The sequence below is a fragment of the Pseudoxanthomonas mexicana genome, assembly GCF_001556105.1.
Lineage (GTDB): Bacteria > Pseudomonadota > Gammaproteobacteria > Xanthomonadales > Xanthomonadaceae > Pseudoxanthomonas_A > Pseudoxanthomonas_A mexicana_A.
Genome location: NZ_LSIF01000052.1, coordinates 22,752 through 44,266, shown reverse-complemented (window position 1 = coordinate 44,266; position 21,515 = coordinate 22,752). Strand labels below are relative to the sequence as shown.

Here is a 21,515-nt window from a genome sequence, read left to right as displayed (position 1 = left end):
TGAGAAGCGCCCCGCCACGTCATGCGCATACGGCATAAGCGACCCCCGTTTCGTCATTTCCCTGCCCGGATGTGCGCACGCAGCATCGCGTCTCCGGCCCGTCACGGGTCTCCATGCGGGGAAAAGCGGTCATGCGGACACACTCGGGACCACGCAGGCGGAAAGGCAGCGGCGTCGCCATCCTGGGCGCGCTGGCCTGTTCGCTCGCGCTCCCTGTGTCCGCACAGAGCCGACCGACCGTGCAGGACCTGCTGCAGCGACTGGAAGCCCTGGAGCGCCGGGTAGGGGACGCGCCGGTGGCGGCGACCGCCGAGGGTGAATCCGCGCCGGCCTCGCTGGGCGATCTGGACCAGCGCCTGCGCATCCTGGAGCGTCGTCTCGAACTGCAGCAGGAGGAAACCGCGGCCAAGGCGAAGGATGCTCCGGTGGTTGCGGTCAACGACAAGGGCGCATCGCTCAAGTCGGCCAATGGCGAGTTCGAATTCAAGCTGCGCGGGCTGGTGCAGGGCGACGCGCGCTTCTTCCTCGATGACGATGCCCTGCCGCAGAACGACACCTTCCTGTTCCGGCGCATCCGTCCGACCATCGAGGGCTCGCTGGGCAAACTGGTGTCGTTCCGCCTGACGCCGGAGTTCGCCGGCGACAGTGCGACGATCGTGGACGCCTATGTGGACGTGAAGCTCGATCCTGCCTTCACGCTTCGCGCGGGCAAGGTCAAGGGGCCGATCGGTCTGGAGCGATTGCAGTCCGGCAGCGCGATCGGGCTGATCGAGCGCAGTTTTCCCACCGAACTGGCGCCCAATCGCGACCTGGGTATCCAGGCGCAGGGCGAGTTCGCGGAGGGGCGCGTCAGCTACGTGGCGGGCGTGTACAACGGCGCGCCGGACGGCCGCGATGCCGCGACCACCAATCCGGACAACGAGTTCGAGTACGCCGGCCGCATCTTCTTCGAGCCGTTCAAGAACACCAGCAGTTCGTGGTCCGGCCTCGGCTTCGGTATCGCCGGCAGCATCGGCGACAAGCAGGGCGCGGGCAACAACTTCCTGCCGCGCTACCGCACGCAGGGGCAGGCGCAGTTCTTCAACTACCGCAGTGCGATCGCGGCGGATGGCGAGCACAGCCGCTTCTCGCCGCAGGGCTACCTCTATCGCGGCCGCTTCGGCCTGCTTGCCGAGTACATCGCCTCCAAGCAGGCACTGCTGGTCACCAGCGGCGCAACGGCAGGCACGCGCGCTGACCTGGAGAACACTGCCTGGCAGGCCACGGCCAGTTGGGTGCTCACCGGCGAAGACGCCGGCTATCGCGGCGTGGTCAAGCCGTCCAGCCCGTTCAGCCCCGGCGGAGGTTGGGGTGCATGGGAACTGGTCGGCCGTTACGGCGAACTCGAGATCGACGATGGCGCCTTCCCGCTGTTCGCCGATCCCGCGGTCTCCGCCCGCCGGGCGAAGGCGTGGACGCTCGGCATCAACTGGTACCTCACCAGCAACCTGAAGCTGGTCGTCAATTACCTCGACACCCAGTTCGAAGGTGGTGCGGCTGCCGGTGCGGACCGTGAAGGCGAAAAGGCCGTGTTCTCGCGACTGCAGGTCGCGTTCTGATCCCCCGGAGAAAATCCATGAAGATTTCTTTTCGACGCCATGCGCGCAATGCCCTGCTTGCCTTCGGTCTGACCCTGGCCGCCGCCGCGGGCGCCAAGGACATCAAGCTGCTCAACGTGTCGTACGACCCCACGCGCGAGTTCTACCGCGAGTTCAATGCCGCCTTCGCCGCCGACTGGCAGAAGACGAAAGGGCAGAAGGTCAGTATCGAGACGTCGCACGGCGGCTCGGGCAAGCAGGCGCGTTCGGTCATCGATGGCTTGGAGGCCGATGTCGTGACGCTCGCGCTGGCCTACGACGTCGACTCCATCGCGCAGCGCGCCAAGCTGTTCCCGGCGAACTGGCAATCGCGGCTGCCGGACAACAGCGCGCCGTACACCTCGACGATCGTCTTCCTGGTGCGCAAGGGCAACCCGAAGAAGATCCGCGACTGGCACGACCTGGTGAAGCCCGGCATCTCGGTGATCACGCCGAATCCCAAGACCTCGGGCGGTGCGCGCTGGAACTACCTGGCGGCCTGGGCTTACGGCCTGAAGATCTTCAAGGGCGACGAGGCGAAGACGCGCAACTTCGTGCGCGGGCTGTTCCGCAACGTGCCGGTGCTGGACACCGGTGCGCGCGGCTCGACCACCACGTTCGTGCAGCGCGGCATCGGCGACGTGCTGCTGGCGTGGGAGAACGAAGCCTTCCTGTCGATCGAGGAACTGGGTCCGGACAAGTTCGATATCGTGGTGCCGTCGCTGTCGATCCTCGCCGAGCCGCCGGTGGCACTGGTGGACCGCAACGTGGACAAGCACGGCACGCGTGAGGCCGCGCAGGCCTACCTGAAGTATCTGTACTCGCCGACCGGCCAGCGCCTGGCGGCCAAGCACTACTACCGTCCGCGCCATCCGCAGTACGCCGCGCCCGAAGACATCGCGCGCTTCCCCAAGCTTGAACTGGTGACGATCGACGGCATCTTCGGCTCGTGGGCGAAGGCGCAGGCCACGCACTTTGCCGACGGTGGCGTGTTCGACCAGATCCAGGCGAAGTAACGTGGCGGCAGTGCAGCCCTGGCCGGGGAAGGCGCGCACCAGACGCGTCATTCCCGGTTTCGGCCTCAGCCTGGGCTATACGCTGGCCTGGCTGGGGCTGATCGTATTGATTCCGCTGGTGGGCGTCTTCGCTAAGGCCAGCGGACTGGGACCGGCCGGCATCTGGGCGATCTGGACCGAACCGCGCGTGCTCGCGGCGCTGCGCATCAGCTTCGGCACGGCGCTGGCGGCGGCTGCGTTCAATGCAGTGATGGGCACGCTGGTCGCGTGGGTGTTCGTGCGTTATCGCTTCCCGGGCAAGCGCGTGTTCGACGCGATGATCGACCTGCCGTTCGCGCTGCCCACCGCGGTCGCCGGCATCGCGCTGACCGCGCTGTACGGACCGACCGGCTGGATCGGGCAATGGCTGGAAGCGGCCGGTATCAAGGTCGCGTACACGCCGCTCGGCATCACCGTGGCCCTGGTGTTCATCGGCCTGCCGTTCGTGGTGCGTGTGGTGCAGCCGGTGTTGGCGGAGATCGAAACCGAACTTGAAGAAGCCGCCGCCACGCTGGGAGCCAGCCGCTGGCAGGCGGTACGCCATGTGGTGCTGCCGACCTTGTGGCCCGCCGTGCTGGCGGGCTTCGCGCTGGCGTTCGCGCGTGGCGTGGGTGAGTACGGGTCGGTGATCTTCATCGCCGGCAACCTGCCCGGCGTGTCGGAAATCGCACCGCTGCTGATCACGATCAAGCTGGAGGAATTCGACTACGAAGGCGCCACCGCGATCGCCGCGGCGATGCTGTTGCTGTCGTTTGCGCTGCTGCTGTTGATCAATACGCTACAGGCGCGCCTGCAGCGCACCGGCAAGCGGGCAGGGGGCTAACATGGGCGACGCCATCTCCGCCGTCATCGCCATTCCCCCGGAGTCGTCCGTCGTGGAAGCACCCGCACGTTCCGTCCGTCGCCATGCCGCCACTACCGAACCTGTCTGGGTGCAGGTGCTGCTGGTGCTGGGCGCGTTGGGATTCCTGCTGTCGTTCCTGCTGCTGCCGCTGGCGTTGGTGTTCGTGGAAGCGCTGCGGGGCGGCTGGACCGCCTTCGTCGCCGCCATTCTCGAAGCGGATGCGCTGGCGGCGGTGCAGCTGACGCTGCTGGTGACCGCGATCGTCGTGCCGCTCAATCTCGCGTTCGGTGTCGCTGCCGCATGGGCGGTCAGCAAACATGAATTCCGCGGCAAGCGTTGGCTGGTCACGTTGATCGACCTGCCGTTTGCGGTGTCGCCGGTGGTCGCCGGCCTGATCTACGTGCTGATCTTCGGCGCACAGGGCTGGGCGTATTCGCTGATCGACGAGGGCTGGCGGTTCACGCTGCCGCTGCTGGGCGATCTGCACGTGCAGCTGCCGAAGATCATCTTCGCGCTGCCGGGTATCGTGCTGGCGACGATTTTCGTGACCTTCCCGTTCATCGCGCGCGAACTCATGCCGCTGATGGAGCAGCAGGGCACCGATGAGGAACTGGCGGCACTCAGCCTGGGCGCCAGCGGCTGGCAGACGTTCTGGCGCGTCACGCTGCCGAACATCCGCTGGGCGCTGCTGTACGGCGTGCTGCTGTGCAGTGCGCGCGCGCTGGGCGAATTCGGTGCGGTGTCGGTGGTCTCCGGCCATATCCGCGGCCGCACCAATACACTGCCGCTGCATGTCGAGATCCTCTACAACGAATACGCGTACAGCGCCGCGTTCGCGGCCGCCTCGCTGCTGGCGCTGACGGCGCTGGTGACCCTCGGACTGAAGGCCTGGCTGGAATGGCGCCACGGCGAAGCGCTTGCAGCCAACCACCGGCATTGAGAAGACGACCATCATGGGCATCAAGATCGAACACCTGGGCAAGCGGTTCGGCAACTTCACCGCGTTGGACGACGTGTCGCTGGACATCCGCCAGGGTGAACTGCTGGCGCTGCTGGGCCCGTCGGGTTCAGGCAAGACCACGCTGCTGCGCGTGATCGCCGGCCTTGAGCAGGCGGACAGCGGACGCGTGCTGTTTGATGGCGAGGATGCGACACGCCTCAGTGTGCAGGCGCGTCGCGCAGGCTTCGTGTTCCAGCATTACGCGCTGTTCCGGCACCTGACGGTGGAAGAGAACATCGCCTTCGGCCTGCGTGTCCGCAAGGGGCGCGACCGCGTGCCCGACGCGATCATCCGTGCGCGCGTCGCCGAGCTGCTTGCCCTGGTGCAACTGGACGGCTTCGGCACGCGCTATCCGTCGCAGCTGTCCGGCGGCCAGCGCCAGCGCGTCGCCCTGGCGCGTGCGCTGGCGATCGAGCCGCGCGTGCTGCTGCTGGACGAACCGTTCGGCGCACTCGACGCGCAGGTGCGCCGCGACCTGCGCCGCTGGCTCCGCGAACTGCACGACCGCACGGGACTGACCACGATCTTTGTGACCCACGATCAGGAGGAAGCGCTCGAACTCGCGGATCGCGTGGCCATCCTCAACCGCGGCCGCATCGAACAGGTGGGCAGTCCCGCCGACGCCTACGATGTGCCGGCATCGCCGTTCGTGTACTCGTTCGTCGGTGCGGTGAACCGTGTTCCCGCCCATTGGGCATCCGGCGCGCTGCAGGTCGCGGGCCTCCCGCTGCGACCGCATGGCCAGCCCGGGCAGGGCGAGGCAGAGATTTATGTGCGCCCTGAGGATCTCCATCTGGTGGATGCCCCCGGTCCGGCGGCATGGCCCGCGACGATCATCGGCGCGCAGCGGACCGGGCCGCGACTGCGCTTGCGCGCGCGCCTGGCGGATAGCGATCTCGAGCTTGATGTGGAGCTGCCAGCCGAGCGCGAAGGTGCATCCACGGCGCCCGGCCAGGCGGTGTACTTGGCACCAAAACGGTTCGGATGGTTTCCCCGCAACGGTGCAACGGCACCAGTGTGATGCGGCGTAACTGCATGAATTAATTGAAAAAGAAACCAAATATACGAAGGTTCGTCCAGCACTTGACGTGGGCGATTGGTGCGGCGCACTATCGGGGCGCAGTTAAAAAACCGTGAAGTCGTGATGGCAGTTTGAAGACGCCCCGACGCACCCGGTCACCCATGCCACCGCCCCAGGAGACCCCGGATGAAGCCCGTCAAACTCTGCACCGCCCTTGCCACTGCCCTGCTGCTGGCGCTCCCGATGTCCGCCTTCGCGCAGGAGGCTGAAGAGGAAGATTCTTCGCCGTTCAGTGCCACCTTCGCGGTCACTACCGATTACGTGTTTCGTGGTGTGTCCCAGACCGACAACAAACCTGCCTTCCAGGCAGGCGCGTCGTATACCGCGCCCTTTGGTCTCTACGTGGGCATGTGGGGGTCCAACGTCGACTTCGGTGCAGGTGGTCCGGACTTCGAGGTCGACTACTTCATAGGCTGGAACAAGGATCTCAACGACCGCTGGAATCTGGATCTCGGCGTGAATCGATATACGTACGAAGACGCTTCCGACGGCTACGGCAACATCGATTACAACGAGTACCTGGCCAAGGTGACCTGGAGTGGGCCAGTGACCGTGGGCGGCATCCTTGCGTATGCCGACGACTACGGCAATACGGGTGCCGAGGAGATCTACGCCGGCCTGTCTGCCAGCTACGACCTGGGAGAATCCGGTTTCTCGCTGGGAGCCAGCACCGGTTACACGGCGATCGACGCCGGTGGCGACGGCCACTCGGATTACTACGATGGCTCCATCACGGTGTCGAAGGGCTTCGGTCCTGCAACGGCGACGCTTGGCTACTACGACACCTTCGGCTCCGACGCGCCGCAGCTCCGCAGGGGATCGGATGTCTACAAGCCGGGTGTGGTCTTCACCATTGCGGTCGCCGTTCCCTGAGCGGGCTGCATGAAGCACGACGAAGGGCGCCGAAAGGCGCCCTTTTTTACGTGATCGAACGGATCAGTTCCAGCTCAATACCACTTTGCCGGCCTTGCCCTGTTCCATCAGGTCGAAGCCCTTCTGGAAGTCGTCGATCGGCAACTGATGCGTCAGCACCTTGCCGAGCGGGAAACCGCTCAATACCAGCTGCGTCATCTTGTACCAGGTCTCGTACATCTTGCGGCCGTAGATGCCCTGCACGGTGAGGCCCTTGAAGATGATCTTGTCCCAGTCGCAGCCGGCGCCCTTGGGCATGATGCCGAGCATCGCGATCTTGCCGCCGTGGTACATGCAGTCGAGCATGTCGTTGAACGCGCGCGGGTTGCCGCTCATTTCCAGGCCCACGTCGAAGCCTTCCATGTGCAGGTCGGCCATCACGTCCTTCAGCGAGGTATTGGCGACGTTGACCACGCGCGTGGCGCCCATGTCGGCGGCCAGCTTCAAACGGAAGTCGTTGACGTCGGTCACCACCACGTTGCGCGCGCCGATGTGCTTGCAGATGCCGGCGGCGATGATGCCGATCGGACCGGCGCCGGTGATCAGGACGTCCTCGCCGACCACGTCGAACTCCAGCGCGCAATGCGCGGCATTGCCGTAGGGATCGAAGAACGCCGCCAGTTCGGACGGGATCTGGTCCGGGATCGGCCACAGGTTGCTGGCCGGCATCACCATGTACTCGGCGAACGCGCCGTTGCGGTTCACGCCGATGCCGACGGTGTTCGGGCACAGGTGCTGGCGGCCGCCGCGGCAGTTGCGGCAATGGCCGCAGACGATGTGGCCCTCGGCCGACACGCGCTGGCCGACCTCGTAGCCGGTCACCGCCGAGCCCAGCTGGGCGATGCGGCCGACGAACTCGTGGCCGATGGTCAGGCCGGGCTTGATGGTGCGCTGGCTCCACTCGTCCCACAGGTAGATGTGCAGGTCGGTGCCGCAGATGGCGGTCTTTTCCAGCTTGATCAGCACCTCGTTGGGGCCGGGCTGGGGAACGGGCAGTTCCTCCATCCAGATGCCTTTGCCGGCCTCGCGCTTCACCAGCGCCTTCATCGTCTGTGCCATCGGGCGTCGATCCAGGGAATGAGGGCGCGGATTATACGCCCCGGTCCCACACGCCCCTGTTGCAGCGGCCCTTGACAGCCCACGCATCCGCGACGCCCCGCCGGCCTAGGACATTAGTCATGGTCGGCCGGGATGACGGGTTCATTACAATCGGGACTTTCCTGTCAGTCCCGGGGTTTCCATGCGTCCGAACCTGCTCGCCGCCGCCATCGCGGTTCCCTTGTCCCTGCTCGCCGCCCAGCTCGCCCATGCCGGCGAGGGCATGTGGGTGCCGCAGCAGCTGCCCGAAATCGCCGGGCCGCTGAAGAAGGCCGGCCTGAAGCTGTCGCCGCAGCAACTGGCCAACCTCACCGGCGATCCGATGGGTGCCGTGGTCGCGCTGGGTGGCTGCACCGCCAGCTTCGTGTCGCCCAACGGCCTGGTGGTGACCAACCACCACTGCGCCTACGGCGCGATCCAGCTGAACTCGACCGCCGAGAACAACCTCATCAAGAACGGCTTCAACGCGCCGGGCACGACGGACGAAGTCAGCGCCGGTCCGAACGCGCGCGTGTTCGTGCTGGACGAGATCACCGACGTGACCAGGGACGCGAAGGCCGTCATCGCATCGGCGGGCGGCGATGCACTGGCTCGCACCAAGGCACTGGAAGCGTTCGAGAAAAAACTGATCGCCGACTGCGAGGCCGATGGCGGATTCCGCTGCCGCCTGTACAGCTTTTCCGGCGGCAACACGTATCGTCTTTTCAAGAACCTCGAAATCAAGGATGTGCGCCTGGCGTACGCGCCTCCGGGCAGCGTGGGCAAGTACGGTGGCGACATCGACAACTGGATGTGGCCGCGCCACACCGGCGACTTCGCGTTCTACCGCGCCTATGTGGGCAAGGATGGCAAGCCGGCGGCGTTCTCGAAGGACAACGTGCCGTACCGGCCGAAGCACTGGCTGAAGTTCGCCGACAAGCCGCTGGGCGAGGGCGACTTCGTCATGGTCGCCGGCTATCCGGGTTCGACCAACCGCTACGCACTCGCGGCTGAATTCGACAACACCGCCGCGTGGACCTATCCCACCATCGGCCGCCATTACAAGAACCTGATCGCGCTGGTCGGCGATGCGGGCAAGAAGAATCCCGACATCCAGGTGAAGTACGCCAGCACGATGGCGAGCTGGAACAACACCAGCAAGAATTACGACGGTCAGCTGGAAGGCTTCAAGCGCATCGACGCCGCCGGCCAGAAGCAGGCGGAAGAAGCGGCGGTGCTGGCGTGGCTGAAGGGGCAGGGCGCGAAGGGTCAGCCGGCATTGGCTGCACATGCCACGCTGATCGCGTTGCTGGAGCGGGGCAAGGCGACGCGCGACCGCGACCTCGTGCTCGGCCAGTTCCACAACACGGCGACCGTGGGCACCGCCGCGCAGCTGTACCGCCTGTCGATCGAGCGCGAGAAGGCCAACGCCGAACGCGAGTCCGGCTATCAGGAGCGCGACCTGCCCGCCATCGAAGGTGCGCAGAAGCAGTTGGAGCGCCGCTACGTGCCGGCGATGGATCGTCAGTTGCAGGAATACTGGCTGGGCGAATACCTCAAGTTGCCGGCGGATCAGCGCGTCGCCGCCGTGGACGCATGGCTGGGCGGCAACAATGCGGCCGCGGTGAAGCGCGCGCTCGATCGTCTTGCCAGCACCAAGCTGGGCAGCACGGAAGAACGTCTCAAGTGGTTCGCTGCCGACCGCAAGGCCTTCGAGGCCAGCAAGGACCCGGCCATCCAGTACGCGGTGGCGGTGATGCCGACGCTGCTGACGCTTGAGCAGGAGCGCAAGACGCGCGCCGGCGAGAACCTGGCCGCGCGCCCCGTCTACCTGCAGGCGCTGGCCGACTACAAGAAGAGCCAGGGCGAGTTCGTCTATCCGGATGCCAACTTGTCGCTGCGCATCACCTTCGGCAACGTGATGGGGTATGCGCCGAAGGACGGCGTGGCGTACACCCCGTTCACGACGCTGGAAGGCGTGGTGGCGAAAGAAACCGGTGCGGATCCCTTTGACTCGCCGAAGGCGCTGCTCGATGCGGTGGCCGCGAAGCGTTATGGCGGACTGGAGGACAAGCGCCTCGGTTCGGTGCCGGTGAACTATCTGTCGAACCTGGACATTACCGGTGGCAACTCCGGTTCGCCGGTGCTCGACGCGCAGGGCAAGCTGATCGGCCTGGCCTTCGACGGCAACTGGGAGTCGGTCAGCTCGAACTGGGTGTTCGATCCGAAGATGACCCGCATGATCGCCGTGGACGGCCGCTACCTGCGCTGGATCATGCAGGAGGTCTATCCGGCGCCGCAGTTGCTGAAGGAAATGGGCGTAGGCAAGTAACACCTGCAACCTTGCCGTCAGGCACGGGACGGGAGCGGTTATCATCCGCTCCCGTCTTCGTTTCCGCCTCCCGGAAACGGGACCGCTTTACTCGAATGGACACACCGACGCATGCGCATCCTGCTTGCCCGCCACGGCGAAACGCCCTGGAACGCCGAAGGCCGCTACCAGGGCCAGATCGACATCCCGCTTTCGCCGGTCGGTGAAGGTCAGGCCATCGCGCTGGGCCAGCGGCTGAAGGACGTGCGCATCGACCGTGCGGTAGCGTCGCCGCTGGCACGTGCGCAACGCACGGCGCAGCTGGCGTTGGGCGAATCGCGCGCGCACATGCTGCTCACGGAACCCGACCTGCAGGAAATCGCCCACGGTGAGTGGGAAGGCCTGCTGGCCAGCGAGATCCAGGACAAGGACCCGGCCCGTCTGCTCGCATGGCGCGAGGAGCCGGACACTGTGTTGATGCCCGGCGGCGAATCGCTGCGGCAGGTGCTCGACCGTTCATGGCGCGGCCTTGCGCGCGCCGCCGAGGGGCTGGGCGATGACGATACGTTGCTGATCGTGGCGCACGATGCCGTCAACCGCGTCCTGCTGTGCCGCATCCTCGGCCTGCCGATCGCCAAGCTGTGGAGCTTCCGCCAGGCGCCGACCACGCTCAACCTGCTGGAAGGCCAGTCGGTGGACCAGCTGGAAGTCGTGCGCCTCAACGACTGCGCGCATCACACGCCGTTCTTCGGCGAAGCAAAGCATCGGGCGCTGTAGCCGAATTCCGTGGCGTCCTTCGCGGATTAGGAGCCTGCATCGGCGGGCGGACCATCGGGTACGATGCGGTCCGCGACCGATCCCTGGGGAATCCGATGAAACGAGTCTGGCTGGCGGCCTTGCTGGGCATGATGTCGCCGTTGCACGTGCTTGCCGACACCGCGGTGCGACGAGCCGATGCCAAGGTTCTCGAGGCACCACCACCGCGGTATCCGCCGGAGGCCGCGCGCGCAGGGTTTGCGGGTACCAGCGTGCTGCTCATCAAGATATCGGAAACAGGCCAGGTCACGGACGTGCAGGTCGAGCAGTCGGCGGGCCATCCTGCGCTGGATGCGGCGGCAATCGACGCCGCGCGCGCCTGGAAGTTCGCGCCCGCCATCGAAAACGGGCGTACCGTCGTATCGCGCGTCAGGATGCCGGTCGACTTCGGGCTGGGTGACGTGAAGTTCTACGACTCGTTCCTGGCGCAGATGACCGCCGGCGATTGGGTGGCTACCGTACCCGTCGACGAGCACGGTCATCTGCCGGGCTACCTCCCCGATCCGCAGGCCATTCCCGGTGCCAACGTGGAAGAGGCGGTGTCTCTGCTGCTGGCGCGCGCCAATGCGCAACAGGTGCAGGGACCGCCGCCGGGCGTGGCGCTCTACGCCGTCGCCGATGGCAAGGAGTTCAGCCAGTGGTGGATCCATGGGCAGGGCGCTTCCCGTTCCATCGTCAGGCGTCGGCTGGCGACGGATGGCCGGCGCGGTTTCCTGGTGACGCGCGTGCGTTGCGGTGTCCCCGACAGCCATGCGTGCCTGGTGCTGCAGGCGGCGGAGTACGGGGCTCGCCCACAGATGGCCATCAAACTGCCTTCTTTGCAGGACGCTGCGCCGGCGAGTCGTTCGCCGTGAGCCGACCACGTGACCTGTCGGCTTGGCTCGCCTACATAGAGCAGCAGCATCCCACGTCCATCGACATGGGCCTGGACCGCGTGCGCGAAGTCGCCACGCGCTTGTCGCTCGGCAAGCCGGCGACGCGCGTCATTACCGTTGGTGGCACCAACGGCAAGGGCTCGACCGTGGCCTTCACCGAAGCCATCGCGCGCGCTGCCGGCTGGAAGGTCGGTGCCTACACCTCGCCGCACCTGCTGCGCTACAACGAGCGCGTGCGTATCGATGGCGAAGACGCGGACGACACGTCGCTGGTGGACGCGTTCGATGCGGTGGACGCCGCGCGCGGCGACACGTCGCTGACCTATTTCGAGTTCGGGACGCTGGCCGCGCTGTGGTTGTTCGAACGCAGCGGCCTGGACCTGGCGGTGCTCGAGATAGGACTCGGTGGACGGCTCGATGCGGTGAACATCGTCGACCCCGACGTCGCCGTCATCACCACTGTCGACATCGACCATACCGATTGGCTGGGCAGTGATCGCGAAGCCATCGGTACGGAGAAGGCCGGCATCGCCCGTGCGTGGAAGCCGCTGGTGCTGGGCGAGGTGGATTCGCCCTCCAGCGTACTGCGCCATGCCTATGCGATCGGTGCGAACGCACTGCGGTCGGGTAGCGACTTCTTCCACGAACCGATCGACAGCCAGCGCTGGCGCTGGCGTGAAGTCGGTGCCGAACTTGAGCTGCCGTCACCGGCATTGTCCGCGCCGTCGCAACGCGCGAATGCGGCCACCGCGATCGCCGCGCTGCGCGCCTTGCCGGGCGAGGCGATTCCCGATGACGCGTTCGCGAAAGGCGTCGCCGCGGCGGCGTTGCCCGGGCGGCTGCAGCGGTTCGAGCGGGAGGGCGTGGAGGTGGTGCTGGATGTCGGCCACAACCCGCAGGCGGCACGGGAACTGGCGGCCTGGTTGCAGGCGCATCCGATCGCGGGCACGACCCGTGCGGTGTTCGGGGCGCTCGCTGACAAGGATGCGAGTGGCGTGGCCGACGCGTTCGCGGACGTATCGCTGCGCTGGTTGCTGGCGGGACTGTCGTCCGGTCAACGATCGCAGACCGCCGAACAACTGGCGGCCCGCCTGCCGGATGCGGTCGCTGGGATGGCCAGCGCGCACGCGACTGTCGAAGATGCACTGCGCACCGCGCTTGCAGCGTCCGTGCCTGGCGACCGGGTATTGGTGTTCGGCTCGTTTCATACGGTCGCCGACGCGCTGCACGTCCTGCATTCAGGTCGATGACGGAAAGCGCGCGCAAGCGCGCCGTATAATCGCCGCGGCATTCCCGCCGCAGCTGCCGTGGACCTGGATGGATACTGCCCTGAAACAGCGCCTGATCGGCGCGGTCGTGCTCGTGGCGCTGGCCGTCATCTTCCTGCCCATGCTGGTCAAGGGCCCCGCGCCCGACAGTGGTGTGTCCGACGTTCCGCTGGACGTTCCGCCGGCCGCTGATGGCGAGTACGAGACGCGGGAACTTCCGCTGGTGACACCGGGCAATGCACCCGCCACCGGTGCGGTGGGCCTGCAGGGCCAGGTCGCTGCGCCTGCGGCGGAACCGGCACCTGCCGATGGCGTGCTGCAACCGGCCGCGACCGCAGGGGGCAACTTCGCCGTCAGCTTCGGCGCCTACGCCACGCAGTCCGACGCCGATGCCGTGCTGGCCCGCGTGAAGCAGGCGAAGCTCCCGGGCTTCGTCGAGCCGGCGACCATCAATGGCAAGCCGGCGTTCCGCGTGCGTGTCGGCCCGTACGCCGACCGGTCGCAGGCTGAAGCCGCGCGGCTGGATGCGATCAAGATCCGCGGTGACGTGAACGCGCAGGTGGTGACGCTGGATGTTCCGGTCGCTACGCCAGCGGCAACGCCGTCCGCGCCTCCGACGTCAGTCGCGACGGCCGCGCCCGCTGCACCGGCGGTCACCACCCAGGCACTACCACCCGAACCCGCCAAGCCCACGCCTAAACCCGCTGTCACCGAATCCAGGCCCGTTGCCACCACGCCGGTCGATACCAAACCGGCGCCTGCACCCGCTGCCAAGCCTGTTGCGCCGGCACCGAAGCCCGCCGAGGCGCCCAAGCCCGCCGCCTCCGGAACGGGCTTCGCCGTGCAGCTGGGTGCGTTCTCGAACGTCGCCGATGCCAACGGCTTGCGCGATCGTGCGCGCGGCGCCGGCTTCAGCGCCTTCGTCGAACAGGTCCGCACCGACAAGGGCACGCTCAGCCGCGTGCGCGTGGGTCCGGTCGCCAACCGGGCCGATGCCGACCGCCTGAAGGCGCAGGTCGCGTCGAAGATCGGGGTCGACGGCATGGTGCGTCCGCACCCTTGATGGCGCCGCCAGAACGCATGGCTGATCATCACGGGCGCGCCGGGTGAGCGCGCTCGACCTGACGCTGCTGGCCATCGTCGGCGTGTCGACCCTGTTTGGCCTGATGCGGGGCTTCATCAGCGCACTCGCTTCGATGGTTGCCTGGCTCCTGTCCGGCTGGGTGGCTTTCCATTACGGCGGCGATGTCGCGCACCTGCTGGCCAACGATGGCCAGCCATCGGCGAGCGAGCTGCTGGGCGGTTACGTGCTGAGCTTCGTCGGCGTGATGATCTTCGTCGGACTGACCGGATGGGCGATCCGTCACCTCGTCAAATCGGTCGGCCTGTCGGGCCTGGATCGCGTGCTGGGGTTGGCGCTGGGGCTGTTGCGCGGTGCGTTCGTCGCCTGCATCGTGTTGTTGCTGGCGGCGTTCACCGACCTGCCACGCGAACCTGAATGGAAGAAGTCGCCGGTCGTGCCGCTGCTGCTGCCGGGTGCCCAGTGGCTGTCGCAGTGGCTGCCGGAATGGACTGTGCAGGAACTGGACTTTGGCAACGGCCGGCCGGCGGGCGATAATGCGCGCCTGCAAAACCTCCTGCCCCTGCCGCTGGAAGAATCCGGCGTACCGCAAGAGCACGCCCCATCGTCCGCCTCACCCGCGTCGAAACCGGAGTAGATCCCCCATGTGCGGCATCGTCGGAATCGTCGGCAACCAGAACGTTGCCGGCCAGCTTTATGACGGGCTGACCGTCCTCCAGCACCGCGGACAGGACGCCGCCGGCATCGCCACCGCCGACGGCACGCGCCTGCGGGTGCACAAGGACAACGGGCTGGTGCGGGACGTGTTCAACGCCAAGGCGATGAGCGTGCTGGAAGGCCGCGTGGGCATCGCCCACTGCCGCTATCCGACCGCCGGCTCGGAAGGCATGGACGAGGCGCAGCCGTTCTACGTCAATTCGCCCTACGGCATCGCGCTGGCGCACAACGGCAACCTGATCAACACCGAGTCGCTGCGCCAGGACGTGTTCGCGCAGGACCGCCGCAATATCAACACCGACTCGGACAGCGAAGTGCTGCTGAACGTGTTCGCGCACGAACTGGACCTGCAGCGCACGCTGACCCCGGAAGCGGCCATCCGCGCCGTCGCCGGTGTGCATCGTCGCGTGAAGGGCGGCTACGCCGTCGTCAGCGTGGTGCTGGGCCTGGGCCTGGTGGCATTCCGCGATCCGCACGGCATCCGTCCGCTGGTACTGGGCAAGCGCGAGCACGGCGAGGGCACCGAGTACATCGTCGCGTCGGAATCGGCCGCGCTCGACATCCTCGGCTTCGCGCGCATCCGCGACGTGCAGCCGGGCGAGGCGATCGTGATCACCGCGCGCGGCGAACTATTCAGCGAGATCGTCGCCGACGCGCCCGAACATGCGCCGTGCATCTTCGAGTACGTGTACTTCGCGCGCCCGGACTCGATGATCGACAACGTGTCGGTGCACAAGGCACGCATGCGCATGGGCGTGAAGCTGGGCGAGAAGATCCTGCGCCTGCGTCCCGACCACGACATCGACACCATCATCCCGATCCCGGATACCTCGCGCGACGCCGCACTGGAAATCTCCAACGTGCTGGGCGTGAAGTACCGCGAGGGCTTCATCAAGAACCGTTACGTCGGCCGCACGTTCATCATGCCGGGGCAGGGCGAGCGGGTGAAATCGGTACGCCGCAAGCTCAACCCGATCAACCTGGAATTCCGCAACCGCGTGGTGCTGCTGGTCGACGACTCCATCGTGCGCGGCACTACTTCCAAGCAGATCGTGCAGATGGCGCGCGATGCGGGCGCACGCAAGGTCTACCTGGCCAGCGCCGCACCGCCAGTGCGTCATCCCAACATCTACGGCATCGACATGCCGGCCGCGGACGAACTGGTGGCGCACAACCGCACCGTCGAGGATATCGAACGCGAGCTGGGCTGCGACTGGTTGATCTACCAGGACCTCGAGGATCTCGAAGCCGCCGTGCGCGAGGGCAATCCGAACCTGGCCGATTTCGATTCGTCCTGCTTCGACGGCAAGTACGTCACCGGCATCGAACCGGGCTATTTCGAGCGCATCGAACAGGCACGCTCGGACGAAGCCAAGCGCAAGCGCCGCGTCGGCTGACGCGGTAGCGCGCGGTATGGCCACGTTGTTCGAGGCCGCGCGCATCTGCCTGGATGCGATGGACGTCGATGCGAAGGTCGCGCTGACGCAGCAGTACGCCGAGGCGTTCGCACGCGGCGACCTCGACATTCCGCGCGATGCGCCGCCTCCCGAGCCCATCGGCATGCCGGGGCGACCGCAGACGCCGGTGCTGGTGCATCCGCGCGATCTGCCGCGACGGGGCTTGGGCAGCGTGGCGGGTAGGGCGGCCTTCATCCATGCCATCGCGCACATCGAACTCAATGCGATCGATCTGGCGTGGGATGCGGTCTATCGCTTTCGCGATCTGCCGCAGGCGTTCTATGTCGATTGGGTCGGCGTAGCCCACGACGAATCACGCCATTTCGTACTGTTGCGCGATCGCCTGCGCCAGCTCGGCCACGACTACGGCGACTTCGATGCCCACAACGGCCTGTGGGAAATGACCGAGAAGACCGCGCACGACGGCCTGGCACGGATGGCGCTGGTGCCGCGGGTGCTGGAGGCGCGCGGCCTGGACGTGACGCCGGGGATGATCGTCAAGCTGCGGGACCTGGGCGACGAGGCGACCGTGGCGATCCTGGACCTGATCCTGCGCGAGGAAGTCGCGCACGTTGCCGCTGGTTCGCGCTGGTACCGCTGGTATTGCGCACAGCGCAGCATCGAGCCGCGTGTGCGCTTCCGCGAACTGCTGAAGGAATACGCGGGTGGCTACCTGCATGGACCCTTCAATATCGAAGCGCGCCTGCTGGCCGGCTTCGATGAGGATGAGCTGGCGGCGCTGGAGGCCCCGTAGGGTGGGCCTTGGCCCATCGTCATCGTCATCGTCAAGATGATGGCGAGTGCACTGTGGGAGCGACGTACGTCGCGATGACGTCGCCGCGGCAGTTCATCGCGGCTTACGTCGCTCCCACAACTGCAATCAAACGCTCACTTCACTTAGAGCGAATCCAGCGTCATCCCGTCGGGCTCTACCCGCAACACCGAACCCTGCTCGTACCAGTCCCCCAGCACAATGCGCTGGCACGTGCGGTTCTCTACAGTGAGGTCGTGGATGGCCGGCCGATGCGTATGGCCATGGATCAGCGTGTCAATGCGGAACTGCGTGAACGTGGTGTCCACGGTCGCCGGTGCCACGTCGGTCAGCGTCTCGAACGTCGCCTTGTCGCTCTGCTTCATGCCGCCCTGGTGCGCGGCACTGGCGGCACGCGCCTGCGCTGCGAACGCGAGCCGGGCGGCCAGCGGCTGCGCGAGGAACTGGGCCTGCCATGCGGGGTTCCGCGTCTGCGCGCGGAAGGCCTGGTAGGCCGTGTCGCCCGTGCACAGCAGGTCGCCGTGCATCAGGATCGCCGGTTTGCCATACAGCATCACGACGGCGGGGTCGGGCAGGATCCGCATTCTGGCGCGACGGGCGAACGCATCGCCCACGAGGAAATCCCGGTTGCCGCGGATGAAGAAGACCGGCACTCCCGCATCGGCGACCTCGCGGATGCGCGCGGCCACGTAGGCGCCGGTGTCAGACGGATCGTCATCGCCCACCCAGGCCTCGAACAGGTCGCCGAGGATGTACAGCGCGTCGGCCCGGATAGCCTCCTTCTGCATGAACGCGCCGAACAGCTCGGTGACGGCGGGACGCTCGGCGTCCAGATGCAGGTCGGAGATGAAGAGCGTGGTCATGGGGGAATTCTAAGCCTTCCCCTTGAATGGGAAGGGGAAAGCGCGGCGGGCGCGGTAAAATGCCCCGCATCCCGTTCATCGAGTTCCCCATGGCCTGCCGTACCCGCTTCGCCCCCAGTCCCACCGGCTACCTGCACATCGGCGGCGCCCGCACGGCGCTGTACTGCTGGCTGGAGGCGCGTCATCGCGGCGGCGATTTCATCCTGCGGATAGAAGACACCGACCGCGAGCGCAGCACGCAGGCCGCCATCGACGCGATCCTCGATGCGATGGACTGGCTGGGCCTCGGTTATGAAGAGGGCCCGATCTACCAGACCCAGCGTATCGACCGCTACCGCGAGGTGGCCGAGCAACTGGTCGCGTCGGGGAAGGCCTACTACGCCTACGAAACGCGCGAGGAGCTGGATGCCATGCGCGAGGCCGCGATGGCGAAGCAGGAGAAGCCGCGCTACAACGGCGCCGCGCGCGAACAGAAGCTGCCGCATCGCGACGACCCGAACCGGGTGATCCGCTTCAAGAATCCGCTCGATGGCGTCGTCGCCTTCGACGACCTCATCAAGGGCCGCATCGAGATCGCCAACAGCGAGCTCGACGACATGGTGATCTTCCGTCCGGACGGCTACCCGACCTACAACTTCGCCGTTGTCGTCGACGACTGGGACATGGGCATCACCGAAGTGATCCGTGGCGACGACCATATCAACAATACGCCGCGCCAGATCAACATCTACGAAGCGCTGGGCGCGCCGGTGCCGAAGTTCGCGCACATGCCGATGATCCTGGACGAGGAGGGCGCCAAGCTTTCCAAGCGCACCGGCGCGGCTGACGTGATGCAGTACAAGGACGCCGGCTACCTGCCGCACGCGCTGATCAACTACCTGGCGCGCCTGGGTTGGTCGCATGGCGACCAGGAGCTGTTCTCGCGGCAGGAGCTGATCGACCTGTTCGACGTGAAGGACGTGAACTCCAAGGCCGCGCGCCTGGACATGGCCAAGCTGGGCTGGGTGAACCAGCACTACCTGAAGACCGATGCGCCCGCGGACATCGCGCCGCACCTCGTCTACCAGTTGGAGAAGCTCGACCTTGACCTCGCTGCAGGCCCGACACCGGCCGACGTGGTGGTCGCCCTGCGCGACCGTGTGCAGACGTTGAAGGACATGGCCGAGAAGGCCGTGGTCTGGTACCAGCCGTTGACGGTGTATGACGAGGCAGCCGTGGCCAAGCACTTGGGCACAGCCGCCCAGGCTCCGCTGGCCAAGGCCCGCGAGTGTCTGGCGGCGCTGGCCGAGTGGAGTGCGGAAAGCGTATCGGCGGCGCTGCATGAAGCCGCGGCGGCGCTCGAGCTTGGCATGGGCAAGGTGGCGCAGCCATTGCGCGTGGCGATCACCGGCACCCAGGTCAGCCCCGACATTTCGCAGACCGTCTACCTGGCCGGTCGCGACGAGGCCTTGAAACGCATCGACGCCGCACTCATCAAAGCAGGCACGTCCGCCTGACTCCGGATCGCCCATGCCGAACGCCCATAGCTGCACCGACCCGAACCACCATGTCCACGACGCACAGGCGTTCGTAGCGGCGGTGGAGCACGCGTGCCAGGAACGCGGCCTGCGGCTGACACCGATCCGTGCACGCGTGCTGCAGCTGATCGCCGAAGCGGGCAAGCCGGTGAAGGCGTACGAGCTGCTGGAATGGGTGCGTGCCACCAAGGGCGTTGGCGCCGACGCACCGCCGACCGTGTACCGCGCGCTGGATTTCCTGATGGCCAACGGCTTCGTGCACAAGCTGGAATCGGTGAACGCCTTCGTCGCTTGCCATCATCCCAACAGCGCCCAGCACTCGGTGCCGTTCCTCATCTGCGACCGCTGCCACAGCGCGGTTGAACTGGAGGACCGCGAAGTGGTCGCCGCCCTCGATGCACGTGCCAAGGCGCTGGGCTTCCAGCCGCAGGCGCAGACGCTGGAAGTGCATGGGCTGTGTGCGCGCTGCGCTGCGGCGTGAAGTGACGCGTTTGCTGCCGTGCGCGATCAGGCGGTCGCCGGCACCGTCTTCGGCATGGACTCCCTGATCGGCAGGTTGGCCACGGCCGCGATCAATGCCAGCCCCATGTCGAGATACCACATCCACGTGTAGTCGCCTGAGCGCTCCAGCGCCAGCCCACCCAGCCACGCGCCGAAGAAGCCGCCGATCTGGTGCGACAGCAGCGTCAGGCCGAACAGCGTGCCTAGGTAGCGCGGACCGAACAGCTTGCCGACCAGTCCCGCCGTTGGCGGCACCGTCGCCAGCCAGGTGAAACCCAGTGCGGCGGCGAAGACGTAGAACGTCAGCGGTGTCGGCGGCGCCATCAGGTAGAGCGCGATCATCACCGCGCGGCTCGCATACATTACCGCGAGGATCCACTTCATCCGCACGCGCTGACCGAGCGCGCCGGCGACCAGGCTGCCGGCCACGTTGAACAGGCCGATCAGCGCGATCGACATGGCCGACACGCTGGGCGACAAACCGCAGAGCGCGATTTCTCCAGGCAGATGCGTCACCAGGAAGGCGATGTGCACGCCGCAGGTGAAGAAGCCGAGGTGCAGCATCCAGTAGCTGCGGTCGCGCAGGGCGATGGCGACCTGCTGCTTCAGGGTGATCTCGCCCACGGCGCTCGCGGTAGGCGCTGTCTCGACTGGCGCGGCCTTGCGGCGCAAAGGAAAAGCGAGCGGAATGGCGAGCAGGGAAGTGACGGCGAGCATGTACATCGCGCTTGCCCAGCCCGCAACCGCGATCACTGCCTGCACGAGCGGCGCAAAAATGAACTGCCCCAGCGATCCGCCGGCATTGATGAAGCCTGCCGCGAACGACCGCTTTTCCGGCGCCAACTGCTGCGCGGTGGCACCGATCAGGATGGAGAAGCTGCCCGCACCCGCACCTGCGGCGGTCAGCAGTCCAAGGGTGAACGTCAGACCCCACGGAGAAGTCAGGTGCGGCGTCAGCCCCAGGCCCAGCGACAGCAACACCGCGCCCAGCACGAGCACACCGGTGGAGCCGCGTTTGTCGGCGATCGCGCCGAAGATCGGTTGCACCGCACCCCAGGTGAACTGGCCGATCGCCAGTGCGAAGCTGATCGCGGCGATGCCGATGCCGGTGTCCTGATGGAGCGGCGACACGAACAGGCCCGTGGTCTGGCGTGCGCCCATCGTGATCATCAGCGTCGCCGAGGCGGCAAGCAGCAGGCCCCAGTGCATGCGGGGTGCAGAGGTCGCAGCACCGGTGTTCATGCCGCCTCTCCCAGGTGCTGCCGCAGAAGACCGTCTAGGCGGTCCAACTCGCCATGGAGTTGCTGGATGCCGGTTTCACCCAGCATTGTGTCGATGACGGCCTGCGCGCGCTGCCAACACGGCTTCGCGGCGGCCAGGCGGGCACGGCCTTCATCCGTCAGCGCGATCACCCGCTGGCGGGCATCTTGGCCACGGACCGTTTCGAGCAAACCTGCGTCCATCAACGGCGACAGGTTTCGGGTGAGCGTGGTGCGGTCCATCCCGAGTTCTTCCGCGAGTCCGCCCGACACGCGGGGCTCGCGTTCGGTCCGGCGCAGGATCGAGTACTGATTGAGGCTCAGCCCGACGGCAGCAAGTTCGTGGTCGTACACCTGGGTCACCCGGCGACTGGCGCGGCGCAGGCGGAAACAGGTGCACAGGCTGGGCGTGACGGAGGCGACAGGCGGCGTCATGGGGAGCGCAGGAGGGTGTTCGGTCAATTATGTGTATATACACATAATTGCTGTCAAG

20 protein-coding genes are annotated in these 21,515 nt (G+C 66.6%); 16 read left to right on the top strand and 4 right to left on the bottom strand.

The genetic code is table 11. The features are described from left to right. Positions 1 to 131: 131 nt before the first annotated feature. From AX730_RS08545 to AX730_RS08520, 6 genes are all read left to right on the top strand, one after another. Entirely contained in the window at positions 132 to 1,598 is a 1,467-nt protein-coding gene (locus AX730_RS08545) for an OprO/OprP family phosphate-selective porin (RefSeq protein WP_062354804.1), read from the top strand. A gap of 17 nt (positions 1,599 to 1,615) precedes the next feature. Then, on the top strand, positions 1,616 to 2,632 hold the full coding sequence (locus AX730_RS08540; protein ID WP_062354802.1) for a sulfate ABC transporter substrate-binding protein: 1,017 nt from the start codon (positions 1,616 to 1,618) through the stop codon (positions 2,630 to 2,632). Between the two features lies 1 nt (position 2,633). Continuing rightward, complete coding sequence (gene cysT / locus AX730_RS08535) at positions 2,634 to 3,494, top strand: sulfate ABC transporter permease subunit CysT (RefSeq protein ID WP_062354799.1); 861 nt, start codon at positions 2,634 to 2,636, stop codon at positions 3,492 to 3,494. A 1-nt stretch (position 3,495) separates the two neighbouring features. Further along, on the top strand, positions 3,496 to 4,455 hold the full coding sequence (gene cysW, locus AX730_RS08530) for a sulfate ABC transporter permease subunit CysW (RefSeq protein ID WP_062354797.1): 960 nt from the start codon (positions 3,496 to 3,498) through the stop codon (positions 4,453 to 4,455). 13 nt (positions 4,456 to 4,468) lie between these two features. Continuing rightward, positions 4,469 to 5,536 (top strand): sulfate/molybdate ABC transporter ATP-binding protein, encoded by a 1,068-nt coding sequence (locus AX730_RS08525; RefSeq protein WP_062354795.1) that lies wholly within the window; start codon positions 4,469 to 4,471, stop codon positions 5,534 to 5,536. Positions 5,537 to 5,722: 186 nt separating this feature from the next. Then, positions 5,723 to 6,469 carry a TorF family putative porin gene (locus AX730_RS08520; RefSeq protein ID WP_062354791.1) on the top strand — a complete coding sequence of 249 codons (747 nt, stop codon included), beginning with the start codon at positions 5,723 to 5,725 and terminating at the stop codon, positions 6,467 to 6,469. Positions 6,470 to 6,532: 63 nt separating this feature from the next. Here AX730_RS08520 and tdh read toward each other — a convergent pair whose 3' ends face one another. Then, a complete protein-coding gene (tdh, locus tag AX730_RS08515; RefSeq protein ID WP_062354788.1) occupies positions 6,533 to 7,567 on the bottom strand; it encodes an L-threonine 3-dehydrogenase in 1,035 nt (344 codons plus the stop codon). Between the two features lie 181 nt (positions 7,568 to 7,748). Here tdh and AX730_RS08510 point away from each other — a divergent pair, with 181 nt between their 5' ends. The 8 genes from AX730_RS08510 to AX730_RS08475 all read left to right on the top strand — a co-directional run bounded on the left by AX730_RS08510 (position 7,749) and on the right by AX730_RS08475 (position 16,864). Beyond that, positions 7,749 to 9,917, top strand: a complete 2,169-nt coding sequence (locus AX730_RS08510) for a S46 family peptidase (RefSeq protein ID WP_062354785.1) — start codon at positions 7,749 to 7,751, stop codon at positions 9,915 to 9,917. A 111-nt stretch (positions 9,918 to 10,028) separates the two neighbouring features. Continuing rightward, positions 10,029 to 10,673 carry a histidine phosphatase family protein gene (locus tag AX730_RS08505; RefSeq protein ID WP_062354782.1) on the top strand — a complete coding sequence of 215 codons (645 nt, stop codon included), beginning with the start codon at positions 10,029 to 10,031 and terminating at the stop codon, positions 10,671 to 10,673. Between the two features lie 95 nt (positions 10,674 to 10,768). Beyond that, positions 10,769 to 11,566 (top strand): energy transducer TonB, encoded by a 798-nt coding sequence (locus AX730_RS08500; protein WP_062354779.1) that lies wholly within the window; start codon positions 10,769 to 10,771, stop codon positions 11,564 to 11,566. Continuing rightward, positions 11,563 to 12,837, top strand: a complete 1,275-nt coding sequence (gene folC, locus AX730_RS08495) for a bifunctional tetrahydrofolate synthase/dihydrofolate synthase (protein ID WP_062354776.1) — start codon at positions 11,563 to 11,565, stop codon at positions 12,835 to 12,837. The genes AX730_RS08500 and folC overlap by 4 nt, the downstream gene beginning before the upstream one ends. A 67-nt stretch (positions 12,838 to 12,904) precedes the next feature. After that, on the top strand, positions 12,905 to 13,918 hold the full coding sequence (locus AX730_RS08490) for an SPOR domain-containing protein (protein WP_062354773.1): 1,014 nt from the start codon (positions 12,905 to 12,907) through the stop codon (positions 13,916 to 13,918). Positions 13,919 to 13,961: 43 nt separating this feature from the next. After that, complete coding sequence (locus AX730_RS08485) at positions 13,962 to 14,573, top strand: CvpA family protein (RefSeq protein ID WP_062354771.1); 612 nt, start codon at positions 13,962 to 13,964, stop codon at positions 14,571 to 14,573. 7 nt (positions 14,574 to 14,580) lie between these two features. Next, positions 14,581 to 16,050 (top strand): amidophosphoribosyltransferase, encoded by a 1,470-nt coding sequence (purF, locus tag AX730_RS08480; protein ID WP_062354768.1) that lies wholly within the window; start codon positions 14,581 to 14,583, stop codon positions 16,048 to 16,050. A 16-nt stretch (positions 16,051 to 16,066) separates the two neighbouring features. Next, entirely contained in the window at positions 16,067 to 16,864 is a 798-nt protein-coding gene (locus tag AX730_RS08475; RefSeq protein ID WP_062354765.1) for a ferritin-like domain-containing protein, read from the top strand. A 143-nt stretch (positions 16,865 to 17,007) separates the two neighbouring features. Here the strand turns inward: AX730_RS08475 and lpxH are convergent, their stop codons facing one another. Next, positions 17,008 to 17,745 carry a UDP-2,3-diacylglucosamine diphosphatase gene (gene lpxH / locus AX730_RS08470; RefSeq protein WP_062354763.1) on the bottom strand — a complete coding sequence of 246 codons (738 nt, stop codon included), beginning with the start codon at positions 17,743 to 17,745 and terminating at the stop codon, positions 17,008 to 17,010. Positions 17,746 to 17,834: 89 nt separating this feature from the next. Here lpxH and gltX point away from each other — a divergent pair, with 89 nt between their 5' ends. Further along, entirely contained in the window at positions 17,835 to 19,241 is a 1,407-nt protein-coding gene (gltX, locus tag AX730_RS08465) for a glutamate--tRNA ligase (protein ID WP_062354845.1), read from the top strand. 13 nt (positions 19,242 to 19,254) lie between these two features. Next, entirely contained in the window at positions 19,255 to 19,743 is a 489-nt protein-coding gene (locus AX730_RS08460; protein WP_062354761.1) for a Fur family transcriptional regulator, read from the top strand. Positions 19,744 to 19,769: 26 nt separating this feature from the next. Here AX730_RS08460 and AX730_RS08455 read toward each other — a convergent pair whose 3' ends face one another. After that, positions 19,770 to 21,005 carry an MFS transporter gene (locus AX730_RS08455; RefSeq protein ID WP_062354758.1) on the bottom strand — a complete coding sequence of 412 codons (1,236 nt, stop codon included), beginning with the start codon at positions 21,003 to 21,005 and terminating at the stop codon, positions 19,770 to 19,772. After that, positions 21,002 to 21,457, bottom strand: coding sequence for a MarR family winged helix-turn-helix transcriptional regulator (locus AX730_RS08450; protein WP_062354755.1), 456 nt, complete (start codon positions 21,455 to 21,457; stop codon positions 21,002 to 21,004). The genes AX730_RS08455 and AX730_RS08450 overlap by 4 nt, the downstream gene beginning before the upstream one ends. Positions 21,458 to 21,515: the final 58 nt, after the last annotated feature.